The sequence below is a fragment of the Cupriavidus sp. UBA2010 genome, from assembly GCF_002335265.1.
Taxonomy (GTDB): Bacteria; Pseudomonadota; Gammaproteobacteria; order Burkholderiales; family Burkholderiaceae; genus Cupriavidus; species Cupriavidus metallidurans.
On the sequence record NZ_DDCI01000015.1, the window covers coordinates 155737 to 178305 of the forward strand.

Below are 22569 nucleotides of genomic sequence, written 5' to 3' on the forward strand. Positions count from 1 at the left end.
GTTGCCGGCCAAAATCCGGCATCGCAGCAAGAGGGCGGGCAGGAGACTATGACTCAGGAAACCATCCTGGAAACGAAGAACCTGACGAAGGAATTCAAAGGGTTCACTGCGGTAAGCGACGTCAATCTGCGGGTGCGGCGCGGTTCGATTCACGCATTGATCGGACCGAATGGCGCGGGCAAGACCACCTGTTTCAATCTGCTCACGAAATTCCTGGAGCCGACGACCGGCACGATCCTGTTCAACGGCATCGACATCACGCGCGAGAAGCCCGCGCAGATCGCACGCCGGGGCGTGATCCGCTCGTTCCAGATTTCGGCCGTGTTCCCGCACCTGACCGTGCGCGAGAACGTGCGCATCGGCCTGCAGCGCCAGCTTGGCACCGCGTTCCAGTTCTGGCGTAGCGAGCGTTCGCTCGACGTGCTCAACGGGCGCGCGATGGAACTGCTCGATCAGGTGGGCCTGACCGAGTACGCCGAGACCGTCACCGTCAATCTTCCCTATGGCCGCAAGCGCGCGCTGGAGATCGCCACCACGCTGGCGATGGAGCCGGAGCTGATGCTGCTCGACGAGCCCACGCAGGGTATGGGCCATGAGGACGTGGACCGCGTGACGCAGTTGATCAAGAAAGTATCCGCCGGCCGCACGATCCTGATGGTCGAGCACAACATGAGCGTGGTGTCGTCGATCGCCGACAAGATCACGGTGTTGCAGCGCGGCGCGATCCTGGCCGAAGGCCCGTACGCGGAGGTGTCGAAGGACCCGCGCGTGATGGAAGCGTACATGGGCACGGCTGACGCCGAGCTGCAGGGCGCGCACTAAGGGAGACGGACCATGGCGAACGACAACACTCCCGCGCTAGAGATCAAGGACCTGCACGCCTGGTACGGCGAGTCGCACATCCTGCATGGCGTGGACCTGACCGTGAACCGCGGCGAAGTGGTCACGCTGCTGGGCCGCAACGGCGCGGGCCGCACCACGACCATGCGCGCGATCATGGGCCTGACCGGCGCACGCAAGGGATCGATCAAGGTCAACGGACACGAGACGATCGGCCTGCCCACGCACAAGATCGCGCACTTCGGCATCGGCTACTGCCCGGAAGAGCGGGCGATCTTCTCGAGCCTGTCGTGCGAGGAAAACCTGTTGCTGCCGCCGATGCTCAAGGGCGCCAACGCAGGCAAGGGGATGAGCGAGGCCGAGATCTACGAGATGTTCCCGAACCTCAAGGAGCGGCGCCAGAGCCAGGGCACGCGCCTCTCGGGCGGGGAGCAGCAGATGTTGGCGGTGGGCCGCATCTTGCGCACTGGCGCGAACCTGCTGCTGCTCGACGAGATTTCCGAAGGCCTGGCGCCGGTCATCGTGCAGGCGCTGGCCCGCATGATCCTGATGCTCAAGAAGAAGGGCTACACGGTGGTGATGGTGGAGCAGAACTTCCGCTTCGCCGCGCCGCTGGCTGACCGCTTCTACGTGATGGAGCACGGCGCGATCGTCGAACGCTTCGCCGCGAACGAGCTGCAGGCCAAGATGCCCGTGCTCAACGAACTGCTTGGGGTCTGATCGACGGCGCCGCGCCTGCGGTGCCGTGGTCGCATTTAACTCGCATTGGTGGCAGGAACGGGCGGCGTGACTGCGCTGCCGCAACTCAGGAGACAACAAATGAAGATGACTCGACTGGCCGTCGCAGTGGCGGCGACTGTCCTTGGTGCGTTTGCAGGCGGCGCTTCGGCGCAGGTTTCGGGTGACACGGTAAAGATCGGCTACATCACCGACATGTCGGGCCTGTACGCCGACATCGACGGCCCGGGCGGCCTGGAAGCGGTAAAGATGGCCATCGAGGATCACGGTGGCAAGGTGCTGGGCAAGCCGATCGAACTGGTTTCGGCTGACCACCAGAACAAGGCCGACATCGCCGCCTCGAAGGCGCGCGAGTGGATGGACCAGCAGGGTCTGGACATGCTGCTGGGCGGCACCAACTCGGCTACCGGCCTGGCCATGAACAAGGTGGCGCAGGAAAAGAAGCGCGTCTACTTCAACGTGGGCGCGGGCACTGCCCGACTGACGAACGAAGAGTGCTCGCCGTACACGGTGCACTACGCCTATGACACGGTGGCGCTGGCCAAGGGCACCGGCAGCGCTGTGGTCAAGCAGGGCGGCAAGAAGTGGTTCTTCCTGACTGCCGACTACGCATTCGGTCATTCGCTCGAGAACGACACGGCAGCCGTGGTGAAGGCCAATGGCGGCACGGTGGTGGGTTCGGTGCGCCACCCGCTGTCGGCATCGGACTTCTCGTCGTTCCTGCTGCAGGCACAGGCGTCGAAGGCTGACATCCTGGGCCTGGCCAACGCTGGCGGCGACACGATCAACTCGATCAAGGCGGCCAAGGAATTCGGCATCACGAAGAACATGAAGATCGCCGGCCTGCTGATGTTCATCAACGACATTCACTCGCTGGGTCTGAAGAACACCGAAGGCCTGCTGATGACCGACAGCTGGTACTGGGACATGAACGACGACACGCGCAAATTCGCGAACCGCTTCTTCGGCAAGATGAAGAAGATGCCGAGCAGCCTGCAGGCCGCTGACTACTCCGCGATCAGCACGTACCTGAAGGCCGTGGAAGCCGCCAAGACCGATGATCCGGACAAGGTCATGGCCGAGCTGAAGAAGATGAAGATCAGCGACTTCTACAACAAGAGCTACATCCGTGCCGATGGCCGCAACATCCACGACATGTACCTGATGCAGGTGAAGGCGCCGGCCGATTCGAAGAAGCCGTGGGACTACCTGAAGATCGTGACGACGATCCCGGGCGACCAGGCGTTCACGACGCCGGCCGAGTCGAAGTGCGCGCTGTTGAAGAAGTAAGCGAAGTAGGCGAACCCGAGATGGTTTGCTCCCCTCTCCCGCGTACGGGTGAGGGGCAGGGGGAGAGGGTCAGCGCATCAGTATGCGAGGGCGGCAATTTGGTCCGCCAGACGCTCTCCCCCGACCCCTCTCCCACTTGTGGGAGAGGGGAGACCCAGAAGGCAATCTAAGCCATGGATATTTTCGGAATACCGCTACCCGCCATGCTGTCCCAGCTGCTGCTGGGCCTGGTCAACGGCGCCTTCTACGCGATGCTGAGCCTTGGGCTGGCCGTGATCTTCGGCCTGCTCAACGTGATCAACTTCGCGCACGGCGCGCTCTTCATGCTCGGTGCCGTGCTGGCATGGGCGGGCATGGAGTACGTCGGACTCAATTACTGGGTGATGCTGATCCTCTCGCCGCTCGTGGTCGGCGTGCTGGGCGTCATCATCGAGAAGACGATGCTGCGCTGGATCTACAAGCTCGATCACATCTACGGCTTGCTGCTCACGCTGGGCATCACGCTGGTGATCGAAGGCGTGTTCCGCTCGATCTACGGGGTGTCGGGGCTGCCGTACTCGGCGCCCGATGCGCTGCAGGGCGCGACCGATCTCGGATTCATGATCCTGCCGAACTATCGTGCATGGGTGGTGGCCGCGTCGATCGTGGTGTGCCTGGCCACTTGGTTCGTGATCGAGAAGACCAAGCTCGGCGCGTACCTTCGCGCTGGCACCGAGAACCCCAAGATCGTCGAGGCGTTCGGTATCAACGTGCCGCTGATGGTCACGCTGACCTACGGCTTCGGCGTGGCGCTGGCAGCGTTTGCCGGCGTGCTGGCGGCACCGGTCATCCAGGTGTCGCCGCTGATGGGCCAGAACCTGATCATCATCGTGTTCGCGGTGGTGGTGATCGGCGGCATGGGCTCGATCATGGGATCGATCATCACGGGCCTGGGGCTCGGTGTGATCGAAGGCCTGACCAAGGTGTTCTACCCTGAGGCATCGTCGACCGTGGTGTTCTTCATCATGGTGATCGTGCTGATGCTGCGCCCGGCAGGGCTGTTCGGGAGGGAAAAGTGATGAGTGGACCGACCGGACAAACGACGACGGCCGTGGAGGCCAAGGGCTTCAAGGAAGGAACGGGCGTGCAGAAGAAAGTGTTGTATGGCCTGCTGTTGCTGGGCCTGATCGCGGCGCCGCTGGCCGGTGCCTACCCGGTGTTCGTGCTCAAGGTGCTGTGCTTCGCGCTGTTCGCGTGCGCCTTCAATCTACTGATCGGCTTCACGGGCCTGCTGTCGTTCGGCCACGCGGCGTTCTTCGGCGGCGCGGGCTATGCGGCAGGGCACGCGATGAAGGTCTGGGGCGTGACACCCGAACTCGGCCTGATCTTCGGCACGCTGAGCGGCGCGGCGATCGGCTACGTGGTGGGTTCGCTGGCGATTCGCCGCCAGGGCATCTACTTCTCGATGATCACACTGGCGCTGGCGCAGATGCTGTTCTTCTTCTGCCTGCAGGTGCCGATGACGGGTGGTGAGGACGGGCTGCAGGGCATTCCGCGCGGCAAGCTGCTTGGCGTGCTGCCGCTCTCCGACGACCTGACCCTCTACTACGTGGCCCTGGTCATCATCGTGGCGGCGTTCGCGCTGATCGTGCGCACGGTGCACTCGCCGTTCGGCCAAATCTTGAAGGCCATCCGCGAGAACGAGCCGCGTGCCATTTCTCTGGGTTACGATGTCGACCGCTTCAAGCTGCTGGCCTTCGTGCTTTCGGCAGCGCTCTCCGGTCTGGCTGGCTCGATCAAGGCGCTGGTGCTCGGCTTCGAGACGCTGACGGACGTGCACTGGTCGATGTCGGGCTCGGTGATCCTGATGACGCTGGTGGGCGGCCTGGGCACACTGTCCGGCCCGATCGTCGGTGCGTTCGTGGTGGTGGCGCTCGAGAACAAGCTGGGCGATATCGGCACGTTCCTGGCCTCGGTGACCGGCCTCGACTGGTTCAATTCGCTGGGCGAATCGGTGACGATGGTGACGGGCGTGATCTTCGTGATCTGCGTGCTGACCTTCCGCCGCGGGATCATGGGCGAGCTGATCGCACTCACGAGCCGGAAGAAATAGCAAGGGTGTGAAGACGGGTCGACATGCCCGATTTTGGGGCTAGGGTTATTGCTGACTTGTTTCATACGCACCGCTTCGTTACATTCCATATACGGTTTTCGCAGGTTACTTGGAGGCGGAAGCGAGGAGACGACAGGCGCGCACCCGGTGTCGGGTAGCAGCAGCCAATACGATAAAAGGGCGTTGCCGGGTGATCCCCAGCAACGCCTTTTTCATTTCTGGCGCCGAAATATCAACTTTCAGTCACTTCCCCGGCATCCTTGTCGATCGGAAGTGCGGATCATGCAACTTCGGCATGACCACCCGCAAAGCCCCATGCGACAATGCCGGCCAGCTTCCAAGGCCCGGTCATGTCTGTCCATCCCGACTCCCCGATTCCCATTGAAACGCAGCGCTGGGTACGCCCAGGCGTGGCGGCCGACGCGCCCGTCCTGGATGCGTGGCTGATGGCACGTGCGCCACTGGCGGTGCCCGAGGCGCGTGGGCGGCGGCTGGCGCTGGATGCCTTGCTGGAGCAGGGCGGACACGGCATCTGCCTGATGGCAGGCACCGACGCGGTGCGCGCGCTATTGCCCATAGTGCTTGTCCACAGCTTGTCCACAGGTGGACGGGTGGCAATGGCGACCGAGTGGTGGCCGCCGGAATCCGGCGATGCCGACGACTGGCTGGCCGAATGCTGCATCGTGCTGGCCGAGTGGTGCCGGGCTCACGGCATCCGTCACGCCATGCTGGCACCTGGACTGATCGCCGATGCCGCGCGCGCGCCAGCCGGCTTCGTGCGAGGGGCTGAAGGCCTCTGGCGCGGCAACCTCGTACCGACAGCCAAGCATCTGGGCTGACAGGCGCTTCCGAACCCTTCCTGATTGTTCATCCATGGAGTTTGTCTTTCTGGCCGCGGCCGCCTTTCTGGCCGGAATGATCGATGCCGTCGCTGGCGGCGGCGGGCTGGTGCAGGTACCGGCGCTGTTTTCCACCTACCCCAATATGTCGCCCGCCACGCTGATAGGCACCACCAAGGTGGCGTCGCTGGCGGGCACCGCCAACGCCGCGGCACGCTATGCGCGCAAGGTGCGGATCTACTGGGGCGCCACGGCCCCGGCAATGCTTGCCGCGTTCGTGATGGCGATGGCCGGCGCCTGGACCCTGACCAAGATTCCGGCCGAGCCGCTGCGCAAGGCATTGCCGCTGGTGTTGCTGGTGCTGCTGATCTACACCGTAGCCAAGAAGAACCTGGGCGCCGAGCATGCGCCAACCCTGACGGGGATGCGCGAGCGCGTGGCCGCCTTGCTCGCGGGCGCGGTGATCGGCTTCTATGACGGTGCCTTTGGTCCGGGCACCGGCAGCTTCCTGATGATCGTATTCGTACGGGTGTTTGGTTACGACTTTCTGCACGCATCGGCGTCGGCCAAGATCGTCAACCTGGCCACCAATCTCGCGGCGCTGCTGCTGCTGGCATCCAAGGGACATATCTGGTGGCAGCTCGGCCTGATCATGGCAGCGGCCAACGTTGCGGGCAGCCAGGTGGGCAGCAAGCTTGCGCTGCGCCATGGCAGCGGCTTCGTGCGCAAGGTGTTCATCGCCGTGGTGAGCGCGCTGATCCTGAAGACGGCCTACGACGCATTCCTGCGTTGAGCATGGTGGTCGGCGTGGGGCAATAGGGGGAGCAACAACCCTCGACTGTTGCGCTCGCGCGGCTGCGGGTTAATCCCGCTTTCGCTACAAGACCGCTGTGTTAGACTCAATTCGCATTCCCGACCGAGCGGTCGGGAAATGCAGCTGCGCAACCGGGGGTAAAAAGCGCAGGACGGGAAAAAACGGGGCGATCTTCGACGTTCCCGATAGTGACGCGGATGCCGGCGCTGCATCTGCCAGAGAGCCCGAACAACGGGCCGCAACAAAAAACTGGAGGCATCCGCCGGCCGGAAGCCGGCGGATGCCTTTTTCCGTTTTTGGAACCGAAGGAGACGCAATGACATTCAAGCGTGCCAGCTTGCTGGCTCTTGCCGCCGCCAGCCTGTTCGCCGGCGCAGCCAACGCCCAGGTGAAGGTTGGAGTCACGGTATCGGCCACGGGCCCTGCCGCATCGCTCGGCATTCCCGAGAAGAATACGTTCACGCTGCTGCCGAAGGAGATCGCGGGCAAGAAGATCGAGTACATCGTGCTCGACGACGCCACCGACACGACCACGGCGGTCAAGAACACGCGCAAGCTGATCAGCGAGGACAAGGTGGACGTGGTGGTGGGTTCCACCGTGACGCCGAACTCGCTGGCGATGGTGGACGTTGCCGCCGAGAGTGAAACGCCGATGATCTCGATGGCCGCGTCGGCGCGCATTATCGAACCGATGGATGCCAAGCGCGCGTGGATCTTCAAGACGCCGCAGAACGACTCGCACATGGCTACCGCCATTGCCGAGCACATGACCAACAACAACGTGAAGACGGTGGCGTTCATCGGCTTCGCGGATGCCTATGGCGATAGCTGGGGTCAGGAGTTCGCCAAGGTCGCCGAGATGCGCAAGATCAAGGTGGTCGCCAACGAACGGTTTGCGCGCACCGATAACTCTGTGACCGGGCAGGTGCTGAAGATGATGGGCGCCAATCCGGATGCGGTGCTGATCGCTGGTTCGGGTACGCCGGCCGCGCTGCCGGAGAAGGCGCTCAAGGAGCGCGGCTACAAGGGCAAGATCTACCAGACGCACGGTGTGGCCAACCCCGACTTCCTGCGCGTGTGCGGCAAGGACTGCGAAGGCACGTTCCTGCCTGCCGGCCCGCTGCTGGTGGCCGAGCAACTGCCTGACAGCAATCCGGTCAAGAAGCCGGCCCTGACGTACAAGACGGCTTACGAAAAGGCCTTTGGCGGTCAAGTGTCGACGTTCGGTGGCCATGCCTGGGACGCGGGCCTGCTGCTGCAGAACGCGATTCCTGAGGCGCTCAAGAAAGGTCAGCCCGGCACGAAGGAGTTCCGCAAGGCGCTGCGCGATGCGCTCGAGAAGACCACGAACCTGCCGGTGTCGCACGGCATCATCAACATGACCCCCACCGACCACCTCGGCATGGACCAGCGCGCGCGCGTGATGGTGCAGATCGTCGACGGCAAGTGGAAGCTGCAGAAGTAAGCGGGAGATAAGTCGCGCGGGGTAAGCGTGGTACGGAAGGGCGCATGGAGTTTGCCATGCGCCCTTTTTTTACCTCCGCATCCGGGCGACTACGTTTGACGGCAGTGGAGGCAGCAGCGGGAATCGCGTTGCCTTGCATCATCCATGACAACGAGTAGACACGAGTAGACAATGGACCTATCGATTGCGGCCATTCTGGCGCAGGACGGCATCACCTCCGGCGCGATCTACGCGCTGCTGGCACTGGCGCTGGTGCTGGTGTTCTCGGTGACGCGCGTCATCTTCATCCCCCAGGGCGAGTTTGTTGCATACGGCGCGCTGACGCTTGCAGCGATGCAGGCCGGCCACGCACCCAAGACGACGTGGCTGTTGCTCACGATGGGCGTGCTGACGTTTCTCTATGAGTGCGTGACCGTGATGCGCAGCCCCGAGTTGCGCAGTACCGCACCGCGGAGGCTGGCGATTCTCGCGGGCAAGTACCTGCTGTTTCCCGGTGCTGTGCATCTGGTGGTGCAGCAGTATGGTGGTCAACCCTTGCCGATGCTCGCGCAGATCGCGCTGACGTTGCTCATTGTGATTCCGCTTGGACCGATGCTGTATCGGCTCGCGTACCAGCCCTTGGCGGAGGCGAGCACGCTGGTGCTGCTGATCGTATCCGTTGGGGTGCATTTCGCATTGGTGGGCTTGGGGCTCGTGATGTTCGGCGCGGAAGGGTCGCGCACGACGGCGTTCTCCGATGCGCGCTTCGAAGTCGGCAGTCTCACCATATCGGGGCAAAGCCTCTGGGTCGTGGCGGTGTCGGCAGTGCTGATCGGCGCGCTCTGGTTCTACTTCGATCGCACGCTGCAGGGCAAGGCATTGCGTGCCACGGCGGTGAACCGGCTTGGCGCGCGTCTGGTCGGCATCGGTACCACGCAGGCGGGCCGCCTGTCGTTCACGCTGGCTGCGGCGATGGGTGCGCTGTGCGGCATCCTGATCGCGCCGCTGACGACGATCTACTACGAGTCCGGATTCCTGGTTGGTCTCAAGGGCTTCGTCGGAGCGATCGTCGGCGGTCTTGTCAGCTATCCGGTGGCCGCGCTTGGTGCGCTGCTGGTGGGGCTGCTTGAATCGTATTCGTCGTTCTGGGCCAGCGCGTTCAAGGAGGTGATCGTCTTCACGCTGATCCTTCCGGTGCTGTTGTGGCGCTCGCTCACGAGCCGGCATGTCGAGGAAGAGGAGTAAGCCATGACGATGCTCACCGACAAGCAGATGGAGAAGGACATGGGTTCGCGTGAAGCGCCGGCAGTTCGCGGCACGGGCGCATTGCGCAATCGCATTGCGACGCTGGCATTCGTCATCGTGCTGGCGTTGCTGCCGGTGCTGCCGACACCGGAGTTCTGGATCACGCTCGGCAACTACATTGGTCTGTACAGCATCGTGGCGATCGGGCTGGTGCTGCTGACGGGCGTTGGCGGCATGACGTCGTTCGGGCAGGCCGCGTTCGTCGGGCTCGGTGCGTACAGCACGGCATACCTGACCACACAGTTCGGGCTCTCGCCGTGGATCGGTCTGGTCGTGGGTCTGATCATCACGGTGCTGTGCGCCTATGTCATCGGATTGATCACGATGCGCATGTCCGGGCACTACCTGCCGCTGGCCACGATCGCGTGGGGACTGTCGCTGTTCTTCCTGTTCGGCAATCTCGATTTCCTTGGCAAGTACGATGGCCTGAACGGCATTCCCGTGCTGTCGCTGTTCGGCATCGAGTTGCAATCGGGCCGCTCGATGTTCTATCTGATCTGGGCGGTGGTGTTGCTCGCCGTGGTGGCGATGCACAACCTGCTGAACTCGCGCCCGGGCCGTGCCATTCGCGCACTGAAGGGCGGTGGCACGATGGCCGAGGCGATGGGCGTGAACACCGCTTGGATGAAGGTGGTGATCTTCGTCGTGGCGGCGATGCTGGCCTGTGTGTCGGGCTTCCTGTATGCGCATCTGCAACGCGCCGTGAATCCGACGCCGTTCGGTCTCAACTACGGCATCGAGTACCTGTTCATGGCCGTCGTCGGCGGTGTGGGTCATGTCTGGGGCGCGGTGCTGGGCGCAGGCGTGCTGACGATCCTCAAGGACGTGCTGCAAGGGCTGCTGCCGAAGCTGCTTGGCTCCGACGGCAACTTCGAGATCATCGTCTTCGGCGTGCTGCTCGTGCTGCTGCTGCAGCACGCGCGCGATGGCATCTGGCCATTCATACGCAAGCTGATGCCGGCCGGGCCACCGGTGCTGGCCCCTGATACTGCGCCGCCGTTGCCGGTGCGGCAGAAGCCCGAGACCGGCGAGCTGATTCTGGACGTGCGCGCGGTGCGCAAGCAGTTCGGCGGGCTCGTGGCGGTGAACGACGTGAGCTTTCAGGTGAGGGCCGGCGAGATCATCGGCCTGATCGGCCCGAATGGCGCGGGCAAGTCGACGACGTTCAACCTGGTGACCGGCGTGCTGCCGCTGACATCGGGCGAAGTGCGCTATCGGGGCGACGTGATCTCCGGTTTGCCGTCGCGCGAGATCGTCAAGCGCGGTGTGGGCCGGACCTTCCAGCACGTGCATTTGTTGCCGACGATGACGGTGCTCGAGAACGTTGCCATCGGCGCCCATCTGCGCGGCGATTTCCGTGCGCAGGGCGGTGTGTCGGCGGCGATCCTGCGCATGAACAAGATGGAGGAGCAGAAGCTGCTGTTCGAGGCGAAGCGCCAGCTGGAGCGCGTTGGACTGGCCGACTGCATGTACCTCGAAGCTGGCAGCCTTGCGCTGGGTCAGCAACGCATCCTGGAGATCGCGCGCGCATTGTGTTGCGATCCCGCGCTGCTGCTGCTCGACGAGCCTGCCGCGGGGCTGCGCTACAAGGAGAAGCAGGCGTTGGCGGACCTGCTGCGCAAGCTGAAGGGCGAGGGCATGAGCGTGCTGCTTGTCGAGCATGACATGGACTTCGTGATGAACCTGACCGACCGGCTCGTGGTGATGGAATTCGGCACGCGCATCGCCGAAGGTGTGCCGGAGGAGGTGCAGAAGAATCCGGCAGTGCTGGAAGCCTATCTGGGCGGCATTGATTGAGGCTATGAGATGAGTCTGATTCTGGAAGTGAAGGACTTGCATGTCCGCTACGGGAAGGTCGAGGCGGTGCATGGCGCGAACCTCAAGGTGGAGGCCGGCAAGATCGTGACCGTGATCGGGCCGAACGGGGCCGGCAAGTCGACGATGCTGAATGCCGTGATGGGCGCGCTGCCCGTCAGCGGGTCATCGAGCGGCTCGGTTCGGTTCCTCGGCCACGACATGGCGGGGATTCCCGTGGAGGGGCGTGTGTCGCGTGGGATGTGCCTGGTGCCGGAGAAGCGTGAACTGTTCGCGTCGATGAGCGTCGAGGACAACCTGCTGCTCGGCGCATTCCGGCGCAAGCGCGCTGGGGAACGCAACTATCTGGACCAGAAGGATGTGGTGTACGACCTGTTCCCGCGTCTGCGGGAGCGTGCGAAGCAGGAGGCGGGCACGCTGTCCGGTGGCGAGCGCCAGATGCTCGCCGTGGGGCGCGCGCTGATGGCCAAGCCGCAGTTGCTGATGCTCGATGAGCCGAGCCTTGGTCTCGCGCCGCTGATCGTCAAGGAGATCTTCCACATCATCCACAACCTTCGACAAACCGGCGTGGCGACGCTGCTGATCGAACAGAACGCGCGGGCGGCGTTGCAGGTGGCTGACTACGGGTATGTGATCGAGACCGGCGACATGGCTATGGAAGGGGAAGCGTCGGCGTTGGCGAGCAATCCAAAGGTGATCGAGACGTATCTGGGGCTGACGAAGAAAGCGGCCTGACCTGCTTTTATATTCTTATGTTTGATTGACGACGCCAATATGGCGTCGTTTTTATTTGTTTATCATATAGTAAGCCGATGATCATTCATGCAATAGATATATAGTTGATATTACTTCGAGCCGATATCTATCGCGGCGGCTGAGAGCAGCCAATCTCGAAAGGCAGTCAGGGCAGGATGGTCACGTCTCTCGCGTGGCGCGCACAGGAAGTAACCGCGATTGAGCCGGATCGGCAGATCGAAAGGCGCGATGACCTGGCCAGCCTGCAGTGCATCGCGCACCAGGCACCTCTGCAAGACCGCCACGCCCATGTCTGCCTTCACGGCCTCGAGCAGGATCGAGACCTGGTCGAAGCCCCTGGCAAGCGTCGGCGCAGCACTGGGTACGCCAGCCGCGCGCAGCCAGTTCTGCCAGTTCGCGGGTGCGGTGGTGTGGTAGAGCAAGGGTTCGTCGAGCAATTCGTCCGGCGATTGCCACTGCCGCGTCTCGGCGCGGGCAGGGTGGCAGACCGGCACCATTTCACGTCCGATCACATAATCGGCCTGCCAGCCCGGCCACTGGCCCGCTTCGCCCGCCAGGATTGCGGCATCCGGCCGGGCGCCGGAGAAGTCCTCGTCGCGCCGATAGGGGACGAAGTCCAGGTGAATCTCTGGATGGCGACGCTGGAAGTCCGGCAGGCGCGGAACGAGCCAGACACTGGCCAGTGTGGGGACGGCGGACAGGATCAGATGATGGCGGCGATCCGTCGCAAGCATGGATGCGCTGGCGGTCTCAATGGCTGCCAAGTGCACCGCGATCGCCTCCAGGTAGCTGCGGCCGGCGTCGGTCAGGGTCAGGCGATGGGCGTTGCGATGGATCAGCGGTTGGCCGAAGTGGGATTCCAGACGAGATATCGCCCGGCTGATGGCGCCCTGGGTGACGCACAGTGTCTCGGCCGCACGCGTGAAACTGCCCAACCGGGCCGCCGTGGCGAACGCGTGCAGCTCTGACATCGACGGGGAACGGATGCGCATGACCGGGCCGCCTAGGATGATCTTTGGTAATGGAAGCGTGCAATATAGTCGTTTGTGCAGGGCCGGTAAACTCCCGACACTCGCTGCTCGGTACCCCGAAATTCGAGAACGAGAAGAGGAGTTTGATCAGATGACCCGAGTCCGTAATGCTGCCAGCACGCGCCGGCATTTCCTGCTTTCCACCGCCGTGTCCGCTGCAGTGGGTACGCTCGCCACGGTTGGTTTGACGGCGTCGGCGTTCGCGCAATCCAACTATCCAAACAAGCCGATCCGCCTGGTTGTGCCATTCGCCGCGGGTGGCTCGACGGATCTGTCGGCGCGTCTCGTTGCGGAGTTCGCAGGACGTGAGCTGGGGCAGACCATCGTCGTCGACAACAAGGGCGGGGCGGGTGGTTCGATCGGCATGGAACAGGTGGCACGTGCCACGCCGGACGGCTACACGATCGGCATGGCCACGGTCAGCACGCACGGGTCCAACCCGGCGGTCTATCCGAAGCTCGGCTATGACCCGATCAAGGACTTCGCCCCGGTGACCAACGTGGTGGCGATTCCGAGTGTGTTCGCCGTACATCCGAGCGTGCCCGCCAAGACAATGCAGGAGTTCATCGCCCTGGCGAAGGCGCACCCGGGCAAGTACACGTTTGCATCGCCGGGCGCGGGGTCGCTGGGTCATGTGAACATCGAGAACTTCATGATGCTGGCCAAGATCGATCTGCTGCATGTGCCGTACAAGGGCGCGGGGCTGGCGCTCAACGATGCGGTGGCGGGGCAGGTCAACGCGATTACCGACAACCTGTCGTCGACGCTTCCCCACGTGAAAGCGGGCCGGCTGCGTGCGCTGGCGGTGCTCGGGGCGCAGCGGTCGGCACAGTTGCCCAATGTGCCGACCTATGCCGAACTCGGTTTCAAGGACATGGGTGAGGGCGGCTGGTTCGGTATCGTCGCGCCGGCCGGCACGCCCCAGCCGGTGATCGACAAGTTGAATGCCGCAATCCACAAGGCCATGCAGAACCCCGAGTTCAAGCGGAAGGTGGAGGAGTCTGGTGGCACGCTGGTGCCGACGACGCCTGACCAGTTCAAGGCGCAAATCCAGCAATCAATCGCCCGCTACGCCCGCGTGGTCAAGGCCGCCAACATCAAGCTGGACTAAGCCATGACGACGTTTGAAGCAGTGCAGGGCGACGCGCCGGTGGGGCCGTTCCTCTTGTTTGCGCCCGAAGGCGCGGCGTTGCCGCTGGTCTGTGACTCGCCACATAGCGGCATCCACTATCCGACGGACTTCGGTGCGGCCGTGCCTCTGCAGCGGCTGCGTGGCGGAGAAGATACGCATATCGATGCCTTGTGGTCCGCCATCCCGAAGGTCGGCGGGACGCTGATCGGGGCGACCTTTCCGCGCGTTTATATCGATCCGAACCGGATGCTCGACGACCTGGATCCGGAGTTGCTGGCAGCAGCGTGGCCGACACCGCTGTCGCCCGGGGAGAAGACCAGGCTCGGCTACGGTCTGGTTTGGCGCAATATCGATGCGGCCACCCCGATCTACGATCGTAAGTTGACAGTGGACGAGGTGCGGAACCGGATCGATCGCTATTACCGCCCGTACCATGCGGCGCTGTCGACAGCGGTGGAGTCTGCATACGCGCGCTTCGGCGCGGTTTGGCATCTGAACCTGCATTCGATGCCGAACAACGCCTATGAGCGCCTGAAGATCCAGAGCCCGCATCCGTTGGCTGACTTCGTGCTCGGAGACCGGGACGGGACCACCTGCGAGCCGGGTATCGTCGATCTGGTCGAGCGGGAGTTGAGGGGCATGGGCTACACCGTCGCACGTAATGACCCGTACAAGGGTGTGCAGCTGATCGCGCAGATTGGCCGCCCGGCCGAGCGGCGCAATAGTCTGCAGATTGAGATCCGGCGGCCGCTGTACATGGATGAAGCCAGCAAGGTGCCGAATGCTGGTTTCGAAACCCTGCAGCGAGACCTGGGTGTGCTGAGCGAGAAGGTGGCGACATACATCCGGAGCCAGATCTGAGACCACGTTTCACGTGAAACATGTGAGGCAGAGAAGGGCAGAGGGAAGGCCCCGCGGAAGCGGGGCCTTCTTCTTTTGGCTCGGGAGTGTTTCACGTGAAACACACTTTGCTTCGCCAGGTACCGCACACGCCATGTTTCACGTGAAACATCGTGTCCGACCGAAGGCGGGGAATCGATTGCCGCTATAATTCGACATCCCGATTTTTCCCGCCCAGCCTCCCGGAGGAGGTGTCCCATGCTTTACCCGAAAGAATTCGACGTCATTGTCGTCGGCGGTGGTCACGCCGGCACCGAAGCAGCCCTCGCCGCCGCGCGCATGGGCTGCCAGACGCTGCTTCTGAGCCACAACATCGAAACGTTGGGGCAGATGAGCTGCAATCCGTCGATCGGTGGCATCGGCAAGGGGCATCTGGTCAAGGAAGTGGACGCCATGGGTGGCGCGATGGCTGCCGCCACCGATGAGGCGGGCATCCAGTTCCGCATCCTGAACTCCAGCAAGGGCCCGGCCGTTCGGGCGACCCGTGCCCAGGCGGACCGAGTGCTGTATCGCAAGGCCATCCGCACGCGGCTGGAGAACCAGCCAAACCTGATGCTGTTCCAGCAGGCCGTGGATGACCTGATGGTGGAGGGTGACCGCGTGGTCGGTGCTCGTACCCAGGTTGGCATCGACTTCCGCGCGCGCGCGGTGGTGCTGACGGCTGGTACCTTCCTGGACGGCAAGATTCACGTTGGCCTCGATAACTACACAGGCGGTCGTGCGGGCGACCCTGCAGCCGTGTCGTTGTCGGCGCGACTCAAGGAACTGAAGCTGCCGCAGGGCCGCCTGAAGACCGGTACGCCGCCGCGCATTGACGGCCGCACGATCGACTTTTCGGTGATGGAAGAGCAGCCCGGCGACCTGGACCCGGTGCCGGTGTTCTCGTTCCTGGGCCGTCCGGAGCAACACCCGCAGCAACTACCGTGCTGGATCACCCATACCAATAGCCGTACCCACGATGTCATCCGCGGCGGCCTCGATCGCTCGCCGATGTACACCGGTGTGATCGAAGGGGTAGGGCCGCGCTACTGCCCGAGCATCGAGGACAAGATCCATCGCTTTGCCAGCAAGGAAAGCCATCAGATCTTCCTGGAGCCAGAAGGGCTGACGACCAACGAGTTCTATCCGAACGGCATCTCGACGAGCCTGCCTTTCGACGTACAGCTTGAGCTTGTCCACTCGATTCGGGGACTGGAGAACGCACATATCCTGCGTCCGGGCTATGCGATCGAGTATGACTACTTCGACCCACGCGGGCTGAAGGCATCACTGGAGAGCAAGGCAATTGAGGGCTTGTTCTTCGCCGGCCAGATTAATGGCACGACCGGCTACGAGGAAGCGGCGGCACAGGGTCTGCTGGCCGGGATCAACGCCGGTTGCTACGTACGTGAACGCGACGCCTGGACGCCGCGCCGCGACCAGGCATATCTTGGCGTGCTGGTCGATGACCTGATCACCCGCGGTGTGACCGAGCCGTACCGCATGTTCACCAGCCGTGCGGAGTTCCGCCTGAGCCTTCGCGAGGACAACGCGGACATGCGTCTGACCGAAATCGGTCGCGAACTCGGTGTGGTGGACGATGTCCGCTGGGATGCCTTCAATCGGAAGCGCGACGCTGTTTCACGTGAAACAGAGCGACTCAAGAGCACCTGGGTCAATCCGACCTTGTTGCCCGAGGCTGACGCCGTCCCGCTGCTCGGAAAGGCCATCGAGCGCGAATACTCGCTCGCAGATCTGCTGCGCCGTCCCGAAGTCCGTTATGAGGCGCTTGTCGCCCTGCAGGATGGCCGCTTTGCACCGGAAGCGCCGCTCGACGAAGACAAGATGCTTGCCGAGCAGATTCGCGAGCAGATCGAGATCGGTATCAAGTACCACGGCTATATCGCACGCCAGGCTGCCGAAGTGGACAAGCTCGAAGCCAACGAGTCGACCAAGCTGCCGCCGAACTTCGACTATACCGAGGTGCGTGGCCTGGGCTTCGAGGTGAGCCAGAAGCTGAACCAGCATCGCCCGGAAACGCTGGGTCAGGCTTCGCGTATCTCCGGCGTGACGCCCGCGGCTATCTCGTTGCTGTTGGTACACCTGAAAAAGAAGGGCATGGGGCGCGCCGCGACCCAGACATCGGCAACCCCGGTGGCCGGCAATGGACAGGAGGCTGCCTGAGTGGGTGGTTCCCGACATTTTGCGGTCGACGACGCCGCGCAACGCCGTCGGCTCGAAGCCGGACTGGTCGCGATCGGGCTGGCACTGACACCAGCCCAGATCGATACGCTTTTTGCGTACCTGACGCTGCTCCGCAAATGGAACGGCGTCTACAACCTCACCGCGATTCGTCATCCCGACGAAATGCTCACGCATCATCTGCTCGATTCGCTGACGGCTGTTCCGGCGTTGGCGGAAGCTGCTCGCTCCGCAAACGTGGCGCAGGGCGCACGGGGCAGGGTGCTCGATGTCGGCTCCGGTGGTGGGATGCCAGGCATGCCGCTGGCGATCTCGTGCCCGGATGTGTCGGTGCTGATGGTCGACATCGTGCAGAAAAAGACCGCATTCCTGACGCAGTGCCGTGCCCAGTTGCACCTGACCAATGCGGCTGCCCACTGGGGGCCTGTGGAAAAGATCGACGACGAACAGGGCTATGCCGTGATCACCTCGCGCGCATTCGCAGAATTGACCGATTTCGTGGCGTTGTCCGGGCACCTGCTGGCGCCGGGCGGAAAGCTGATCGCCATGAAGGGAGTTTATCCGCAGGCGGAGATCGATCGCATGGAAGCGGCCGGTCTGATGGCTGACTGGCAGGTGGAAGCGGTACCGAAACTGGTAGTACCTGAGCTCGATGTGGAACGGCACCTTGTTGTGCTGTCCCGGCGTTGAAATCGGTTGGGTAATTTATTGAGCACATGTTCCGCATGGCGGAATTGTGCACTGAGGAGCTGCAAGCGCATATGGCCAAGGTATTCGTGATCGCAAACCAGAAGGGAGGCGTCGGCAAAACCACCACCACGGTGAACCTGGCCGCCGGCCTGGCAGCGCAGGACCAGCGCGTCTTGCTGGTCGACCTTGATCCGCAGGGCAATGCCTCGATGGGGTCGGGCATCGACAAGCAGGCGCTGGAACACAGCGTGTACCAGGTACTGGTGGGGCTCGCCACGGTCCCCGAGGCGCGCCAGCGATCCGAATCGGGGCGCTATGACGTGCTGCCTGCCAACCGTGAACTGGCTGGTGCCGAAGTGGAACTGGTCGAGCTCGACCAGCGCGAACGTCGGCTCAAGCAGGCGCTGGCTGAAGTCGATGAGGAATACGACTTCGTGCTGATCGATTGCCCGCCGTCGCTGTCGCTGCTGACGCTGAACGGCCTGTGCGCGGCGCACGGTGTGATCGTGCCGATGCAGTGCGAGTACTTCGCGCTCGAAGGACTGTCGGACCTCGTCAATACGATCAAGCAGGTGCATGCGAACCTGAATCGCGACCTCAAGGTGATCGGGTTGCTGCGCGTCATGTTCGATCCGCGCGTGACGCTGCAGCAGCAGGTGTCGGCCCAACTCGAGGCCCACTTCGGCGACAAGGTATTCAAGACTGTGATTCCGCGTAATGTGCGTCTGGCCGAAGCGCCTTCCTATGGCATGCCGGGCGTGGCGTTCGATGCCTCGTCCAAGGGCGCGAAGGCGTATCTCGATTTCGGCGCGGAGATGATCGCGCGCGTGCGACAGCTCGGCTGAGCACGTCACTGAAACAGCAGGGAAGGGACAGCAAGGATGGCGACGATGAGTACCGCAAAGAAGAAGGGACTGGGTCGGGGGCTGGAAGCACTGCTCGGCGGCCCTGCAGAGATCGTTGAAACCTCGAAGCAGGAGGGTGCGCCGTCTGTGCTGCGCGTCGATCAGCTTCAGCCTGGCAAGTACCAGCCGCGCACGCGCATGGACGAAGGCGCGCTCCAGGAACTGGCCGCGAGCATTCGCGCTCAGGGGCTGATGCAGCCGATTCTGGTGCGCCGCGTGGCCGAGCCTGATCGCTACGAGATCATCGCCGGTGAGCGCCGCTACCGCGCTTCGAAGCTTGCGGGTCTCGACAAGGTGCCGGTGCTCGTGAAGGACGTCGCCGACGAGGCTGCGGCCGCCATGGCGCTGATCGAGAACATCCAGCGTGAAGACCTGAACCCGCTGGAAGAGGCGCAAGGCATCATGCGCCTGATCCGCGAATTCCGTTTCACGCACGAGCAGGCGGCCGAATCCGTGGGTCGCTCGCGCAGTGCGGTATCGAATCTGCTGCGTCTGCTCAATCTTGCCGCACCTGTCCAGACCATGCTGATGGCTGGCGATCTCGACATGGGACACGCGCGCGCGTTGCTGGCTGTCGACGGCGCGAATCAGATCACGCTGGCCAACCAGATCGTCAACAAACGGTTGTCCGTGCGCGAGACCGAGAAGCTGGTGGCATCGACGCTCAAGCCGTTTGATCTGAAGTCCCTGAAGCAGAAGTCGGGCAATGGCACACGCGATGTGGCGCGGCTCGAAGAAGAGCTTTCCGATACGCTGGGCCTGTCTGTGCAGATCAAGCTCGGCGCGCGTGGCAAGGGCCAGCTCACAATTCACTTCGCCAGCAACGACGCACTGGACGGTGTGCTCACGCGCCTGCGCGAACCGCAGGCCAGCGCCTAACCTGTTCCATACATTCCGGCAACCTATTCCTTGCGGTTGCCGGAAGGTTGTCGGTCTCGCGCGACACGTATACAGCGTTCCGCTGATCTGCGCGATTACCGAACGCCGTCGACGGGAATAGCGGTCGTGCAGTCGCTGACGGATCCGACATCATGCGCGCCAATGCTGGCGCAATCCAATTACGTTTCAGATCGTTGCGGCGCAATATCCGGCCAGCCATCATGAAGGCGTGATAGCAGCCGTTGTGCGAAATTCACTGCAAGCAATCTGAAAGCAGATTGACTGATGTTAGCGATTCCTAATAGAATCGTGCGGTTTGAATTCTGGCCGGGCCTGAAAAGTTCCGGCCTGGAATGAGGCAGGGCAGGTGGTGGTTCGAGACCGTCAGCAGGACCGTTCGCAAGCCGGCAAGGCGTCCGGAAACGATCGTCGAGATGAGCGCCAGCAAGACGCGTGGCGTGACGACGATTGGGATGATAGCGCCGAGCGCGAGGAAGTAGCTGTCGATCCGCTGTCACATGCTGAAGCGGTGAAGCTGCTTGGCGAGCGTGCGTTGCGTCCATCGCGCATGACGCCCGGCAAGGTGGTACTGGCACAGGTCGCCGTGACGCTGTTGTCGGCGCTTGCTTGGGCGATATTCGCGCATGAGCATGCGCCGTCGGGCTGGTCGGCCTTGTTCGGCGGCATGGTGTGTGTGATCCCCAGTGGCTTCTTTGCGTTGCGCCTGTGGATGTCGCGCAGGCAGCCGACGGTTGGCGGCCTGGTGGCCGGCGAGGCAATCAAGGTGTTCAGTACCGTCGCACTGTTCGTGCTGGTGGTGGTGCTGTACCGCGATCTGCGCTGGATACCGATGCTCGTCACGTTCTTGCTAGTGTTGAAGACTTACTGGGTGGCGCTCGCAATTCGCTAGGCGGTGCGGGCACTGGTTGCAGATGAGGCAACCCCCGGGGAAATCAAGAGGTTTCAAGCGCGATGCGTCACAACGGTGCCGTGTCGCGTGACTAAGGTTTGCCAAGAATAACTAGTCGTCCTTGCTCCATGCGGTGACCGGTCATGTGACCGAAGGCTAAGCAAGACGTGTACCGGGAGTCGGCCGAAGGCGGGTTTCCGATGTCAGATTTCGCAATATACGGTTCGTTTCGACATGTCAGCTGAAGCTACTCAAGGCGCGGAGCACGTGCTCACACCCTCAGGCTATATCGCCGAACACTTGCAGAACTTTAATTCGGTCGGCGGCAAGCAGCATTCCGTGGTCGATTTCAGTGTCCTGAACTACGACACTGTGTTCTGGTCGGTGCTGTGCGGCGTGATCGCCATCCTGTTCCTCTACATGGCCGCTCGCCGCGTGACGGCCGGCGTGCCGGGCCGTTTCCAGGCCTTCGTGGAAATGATCGTCGAGATGGTGGACGACCAGGCCAAGGGAATCATTCACGGCGACCGCTCGTGGATCGCTCCGCTCGCGCTGATGGTGTTCTGCTGGATCACCATGATGAACGCGATCGACTTGATCCCTGTGGATTGGGTCACCGGCCTGAACGGTCTGCTGGGCATCTTCCACATCCATCTTCCGCACCACCGCGCAGTGGCCACGGCCGACCTGAACGGCACGCTGGGCATGTCGTGCTCGGTTCTGGTGCTGATGATCTACTACAGCTTCAAGATCAAGGGCGCGGGCGGCTTCATGCACGAACTGTTCTCGGCCCCGTTCGGCGCCAAGTGGTATCTGGCCCCGTTCAACCTGATCCTGAACATCATCGAATTCCTGGCCAAGGCCGTTTCGCTCGGCATGCGGTTGTTCGGCAACATGTACGCCGGCGAACTCGTGTTCCTGCTGATCGCGCTGCTGGGTTCCATCTGGACGTTTAGTGCTGATCTGAGCGCGCTGGGCTTCGTTGGACATGTGGTTGCCGGTACCGTCTGGGCCATCTTCCACATCCTGATCGTTCTGCTGCAGGCATTCATTTTCATGATGCTGACGCTGGTGTATATCGGCCAGGCTCACGATCACCACTGATTTTCGGTTTTTGGTTTTTTGGTTTTTTGGTTCTAAGTCTCTCTAAATTAAAGGAGTCATCATGCAAGCATATCTCGCCAACATCCAGGGTCTGACCGCTATCGGTATCGGCATCATCATCGGTCTGGGCGCTATCGGCGCCTGCCTGGGTATCGCCCTGATGGGTGGCAAGTACATCGAAGCGTGCGCACGTCAGCCTGAGCTGATGAACCCGCTGCAAACCAAGATGTTCCTGCTGGCTGGCCTGATCGACGCTGCATTCCTGATCGGTGTGGGTGTTGCAATGCTGTTCGCCTTCGCCAACCCGCTGCTGTCCGTCATTCAGTAAGTCTTTTCGGTCTGCATGATGCTGACGGGCGGCGTGGGCCTCAGTCCGATGGCCTGGCCGCCCTTGTGCATTTATCTGTAGTTTGATTACCGAAAGGAACACACCATGAATCTGAACGCAACGTTTTTTGCGCAGATGGTCGTGTTCTTCATCCTGTGGTGGGTTGTTGCCAAATTCATTTGGCCGCCGCTGGTGAAGGCGCTCGACGAACGCGCAAAGAAGATCGCCGATGGCCTCGCCGCTGCCGAAAAAGGCAAGGCGGAGCTTGAACTCGCCAACAAGCGTGTGGACCAGGCTATGGCCGAAGCCCGCACCGAAGGCGCCCAACGTGTGGCCGACGCTGAAAAGCGTGCCCAGTTGACTGCCGACGAGATCAAGCAGAACGCCCAGGCAGAAGCCGCACGCATCATCGCTCAGGCCAAGGCCGAAGCAGAACAGCAAGTGACCCGCGCGCGTGAATCGCTGCGCGACCAGGTCGCTGTGCTGGCCGTGAAGGGTGCAGAGCAGATCCTCAAGCGTGAAGTGAACGCGCAGGTCCACGCAGACCTGCTCAATCAACTCAAGGCTGAGCTCTAA

The 22569-nt window shown here is 62.6% G+C and carries 22 protein-coding genes; 21 read left to right on the forward strand and 1 reads right to left on the reverse strand.

The annotated features are described in order from the left end of the window. Positions 1-48 precede the first annotated feature (48 nt). From B2246_RS11625 to B2246_RS11675, 11 genes are all read left to right on the forward strand, one after another. The gene (locus tag B2246_RS11625; protein ID WP_008648866.1) at positions 49-822 is read left to right on the forward strand and encodes an ABC transporter ATP-binding protein; all 774 of its coding nucleotides are present in this window, start codon (positions 49-51) and stop codon (positions 820-822) included. A gap of 12 nt (positions 823-834) precedes the next feature. After that, the gene (locus B2246_RS11630) at positions 835-1560 is read left to right on the forward strand and encodes an ABC transporter ATP-binding protein (protein ID WP_008648867.1); all 726 of its coding nucleotides are present in this window, start codon (positions 835-837) and stop codon (positions 1558-1560) included. Between the two features lie 99 nt (positions 1561-1659). Then, entirely contained in the window at positions 1660-2868 is a 1209-nt protein-coding gene (locus B2246_RS11635) for an ABC transporter substrate-binding protein (protein ID WP_008648868.1), read from the forward strand. Positions 2869-3041: 173 nt separating this feature from the next. Beyond that, the gene (locus tag B2246_RS11640; RefSeq protein ID WP_008652243.1) at positions 3042-3926 is read left to right on the forward strand and encodes a branched-chain amino acid ABC transporter permease; all 885 of its coding nucleotides are present in this window, start codon (positions 3042-3044) and stop codon (positions 3924-3926) included. Then, on the forward strand, positions 3926-4960 hold the full coding sequence (locus B2246_RS11645) for a branched-chain amino acid ABC transporter permease (protein WP_286882247.1): 1035 nt from the start codon (positions 3926-3928) through the stop codon (positions 4958-4960). Before B2246_RS11640 ends, B2246_RS11645 begins: the two co-directional genes overlap by 1 nt. Positions 4961-5310: 350 nt before the next feature. Further along, on the forward strand, positions 5311-5799 hold the full coding sequence (locus B2246_RS11650) for a hypothetical protein (protein WP_241227920.1): 489 nt from the start codon (positions 5311-5313) through the stop codon (positions 5797-5799). Between the two features lie 34 nt (positions 5800-5833). Continuing rightward, positions 5834-6592 carry a sulfite exporter TauE/SafE family protein gene (locus B2246_RS11655; protein WP_035884413.1) on the forward strand — a complete coding sequence of 253 codons (759 nt, stop codon included), beginning with the start codon at positions 5834-5836 and terminating at the stop codon, positions 6590-6592. A gap of 337 nt (positions 6593-6929) precedes the next feature. Next, positions 6930-8078: an ABC transporter substrate-binding protein gene (locus tag B2246_RS11660; RefSeq protein WP_008650179.1), complete on the forward strand. Its 1149-nt coding sequence runs from the start codon at positions 6930-6932 to the stop codon at positions 8076-8078. Between the two features lie 171 nt (positions 8079-8249). Then, a complete protein-coding gene (locus B2246_RS11665; protein WP_008650177.1) occupies positions 8250-9302 on the forward strand; it encodes a branched-chain amino acid ABC transporter permease in 1053 nt (350 codons plus the stop codon). Positions 9303-9305: 3 nt separating this feature from the next. Beyond that, positions 9306-11159, forward strand: coding sequence for an ABC transporter permease subunit (locus tag B2246_RS11670; RefSeq protein WP_286882245.1), 1854 nt, complete (start codon positions 9306-9308; stop codon positions 11157-11159). A 9-nt stretch (positions 11160-11168) separates the two neighbouring features. Then, positions 11169-11912 (forward strand): ABC transporter ATP-binding protein, encoded by a 744-nt coding sequence (locus tag B2246_RS11675; RefSeq protein WP_008650175.1) that lies wholly within the window; start codon positions 11169-11171, stop codon positions 11910-11912. Positions 11913-12022: 110 nt separating this feature from the next. Here B2246_RS11675 and B2246_RS11680 read toward each other — a convergent pair whose 3' ends face one another. Beyond that, positions 12023-12925, reverse strand: a complete 903-nt coding sequence (locus B2246_RS11680) for a LysR substrate-binding domain-containing protein (RefSeq protein WP_008650172.1) — start codon at positions 12923-12925, stop codon at positions 12023-12025. A 130-nt stretch (positions 12926-13055) separates the two neighbouring features. Here B2246_RS11680 and B2246_RS11685 point away from each other — a divergent pair, with 130 nt between their 5' ends. The 10 genes from B2246_RS11685 (at position 13056) to B2246_RS11730 (ending at position 22569) form a co-directional block, all read left to right on the forward strand. Further along, entirely contained in the window at positions 13056-14075 is a 1020-nt protein-coding gene (locus B2246_RS11685; protein WP_186425461.1) for a Bug family tripartite tricarboxylate transporter substrate binding protein, read from the forward strand. A gap of 3 nt (positions 14076-14078) precedes the next feature. Beyond that, positions 14079-14957 (forward strand): N-formylglutamate amidohydrolase, encoded by an 879-nt coding sequence (locus B2246_RS11690; protein WP_035884409.1) that lies wholly within the window; start codon positions 14079-14081, stop codon positions 14955-14957. A gap of 237 nt (positions 14958-15194) precedes the next feature. Further along, positions 15195-17159: a tRNA uridine-5-carboxymethylaminomethyl(34) synthesis enzyme MnmG gene (gene mnmG, locus B2246_RS11695; RefSeq protein WP_008650168.1), complete on the forward strand. Its 1965-nt coding sequence runs from the start codon at positions 15195-15197 to the stop codon at positions 17157-17159. Beyond that, complete coding sequence (gene rsmG, locus B2246_RS11700; RefSeq protein WP_286882244.1) at positions 17160-17867, forward strand: 16S rRNA (guanine(527)-N(7))-methyltransferase RsmG; 708 nt, start codon at positions 17160-17162, stop codon at positions 17865-17867. It begins immediately after the preceding gene. A gap of 71 nt (positions 17868-17938) precedes the next feature. Continuing rightward, a complete protein-coding gene (locus B2246_RS11705) occupies positions 17939-18712 on the forward strand; it encodes a ParA family protein (protein WP_008650166.1) in 774 nt (257 codons plus the stop codon). Between the two features lie 45 nt (positions 18713-18757). Next, positions 18758-19651, forward strand: coding sequence for a ParB/RepB/Spo0J family partition protein (locus B2246_RS11710; RefSeq protein WP_029306859.1), 894 nt, complete (start codon positions 18758-18760; stop codon positions 19649-19651). A gap of 367 nt (positions 19652-20018) precedes the next feature. Continuing rightward, positions 20019-20561 (forward strand): ATP synthase subunit I, encoded by a 543-nt coding sequence (locus B2246_RS11715; RefSeq protein WP_186425457.1) that lies wholly within the window; start codon positions 20019-20021, stop codon positions 20559-20561. Positions 20562-20795: 234 nt separating this feature from the next. Then, entirely contained in the window at positions 20796-21665 is an 870-nt protein-coding gene (gene atpB / locus B2246_RS11720) for a F0F1 ATP synthase subunit A (RefSeq protein ID WP_024569221.1), read from the forward strand. Positions 21666-21726: 61 nt separating this feature from the next. After that, a complete protein-coding gene (gene atpE, locus B2246_RS11725) occupies positions 21727-21993 on the forward strand; it encodes a F0F1 ATP synthase subunit C (RefSeq protein WP_008650162.1) in 267 nt (88 codons plus the stop codon). A 105-nt stretch (positions 21994-22098) separates the two neighbouring features. Further along, complete coding sequence (locus B2246_RS11730; RefSeq protein ID WP_008650161.1) at positions 22099-22569, forward strand: F0F1 ATP synthase subunit B; 471 nt, start codon at positions 22099-22101, stop codon at positions 22567-22569.

Bases quoted from the DNA above. Each gene is read 5' to 3' on its own strand.
- B2246_RS11625 (WP_008648866.1), top strand. From the start codon at position 49: ATGACTCAGGAAACCATCCTGGAAACGAAGAACCTGACGAAGGAATTC.
- B2246_RS11630 (WP_008648867.1), top strand. From the start codon at position 835: ATGGCGAACGACAACACTCCCGCGCTAGAGATCAAGGACCTGCACGCC.
- B2246_RS11635 (WP_008648868.1), top strand. From the start codon at position 1,660: ATGAAGATGACTCGACTGGCCGTCGCAGTGGCGGCGACTGTCCTTGGT.
- B2246_RS11640 (WP_008652243.1), top strand. From the start codon at position 3,042: ATGGATATTTTCGGAATACCGCTACCCGCCATGCTGTCCCAGCTGCTG.
- B2246_RS11645 (WP_286882247.1), top strand. From the start codon at position 3,926: ATGAGTGGACCGACCGGACAAACGACGACGGCCGTGGAGGCCAAGGGC.
- B2246_RS11650 (WP_241227920.1), top strand. From the start codon at position 5,311: ATGTCTGTCCATCCCGACTCCCCGATTCCCATTGAAACGCAGCGCTGG.
- B2246_RS11655 (WP_035884413.1), top strand. From the start codon at position 5,834: ATGGAGTTTGTCTTTCTGGCCGCGGCCGCCTTTCTGGCCGGAATGATC.
- B2246_RS11660 (WP_008650179.1), top strand. From the start codon at position 6,930: ATGACATTCAAGCGTGCCAGCTTGCTGGCTCTTGCCGCCGCCAGCCTG.
- B2246_RS11665 (WP_008650177.1), top strand. From the start codon at position 8,250: ATGGACCTATCGATTGCGGCCATTCTGGCGCAGGACGGCATCACCTCC.
- B2246_RS11670 (WP_286882245.1), top strand. From the start codon at position 9,306: ATGACGATGCTCACCGACAAGCAGATGGAGAAGGACATGGGTTCGCGT.
- B2246_RS11675 (WP_008650175.1), top strand. From the start codon at position 11,169: ATGAGTCTGATTCTGGAAGTGAAGGACTTGCATGTCCGCTACGGGAAG.
- B2246_RS11680 (WP_008650172.1), bottom strand. From the start codon at position 12,925: ATGCGCATCCGTTCCCCGTCGATGTCAGAGCTGCACGCGTTCGCCACG.
- B2246_RS11685 (WP_186425461.1), top strand. From the start codon at position 13,056: ATGACCCGAGTCCGTAATGCTGCCAGCACGCGCCGGCATTTCCTGCTT.
- B2246_RS11690 (WP_035884409.1), top strand. From the start codon at position 14,079: ATGACGACGTTTGAAGCAGTGCAGGGCGACGCGCCGGTGGGGCCGTTC.
- mnmG (WP_008650168.1), top strand. From the start codon at position 15,195: ATGCTTTACCCGAAAGAATTCGACGTCATTGTCGTCGGCGGTGGTCAC.
- B2246_RS11705 (WP_008650166.1), top strand. From the start codon at position 17,939: ATGGCCAAGGTATTCGTGATCGCAAACCAGAAGGGAGGCGTCGGCAAA.
- B2246_RS11710 (WP_029306859.1), top strand. From the start codon at position 18,758: ATGAGTACCGCAAAGAAGAAGGGACTGGGTCGGGGGCTGGAAGCACTG.
- atpB (WP_024569221.1), top strand. From the start codon at position 20,796: ATGTCAGCTGAAGCTACTCAAGGCGCGGAGCACGTGCTCACACCCTCA.
- atpE (WP_008650162.1), top strand. From the start codon at position 21,727: ATGCAAGCATATCTCGCCAACATCCAGGGTCTGACCGCTATCGGTATC.
- B2246_RS11730 (WP_008650161.1), top strand. From the start codon at position 22,099: ATGAATCTGAACGCAACGTTTTTTGCGCAGATGGTCGTGTTCTTCATC.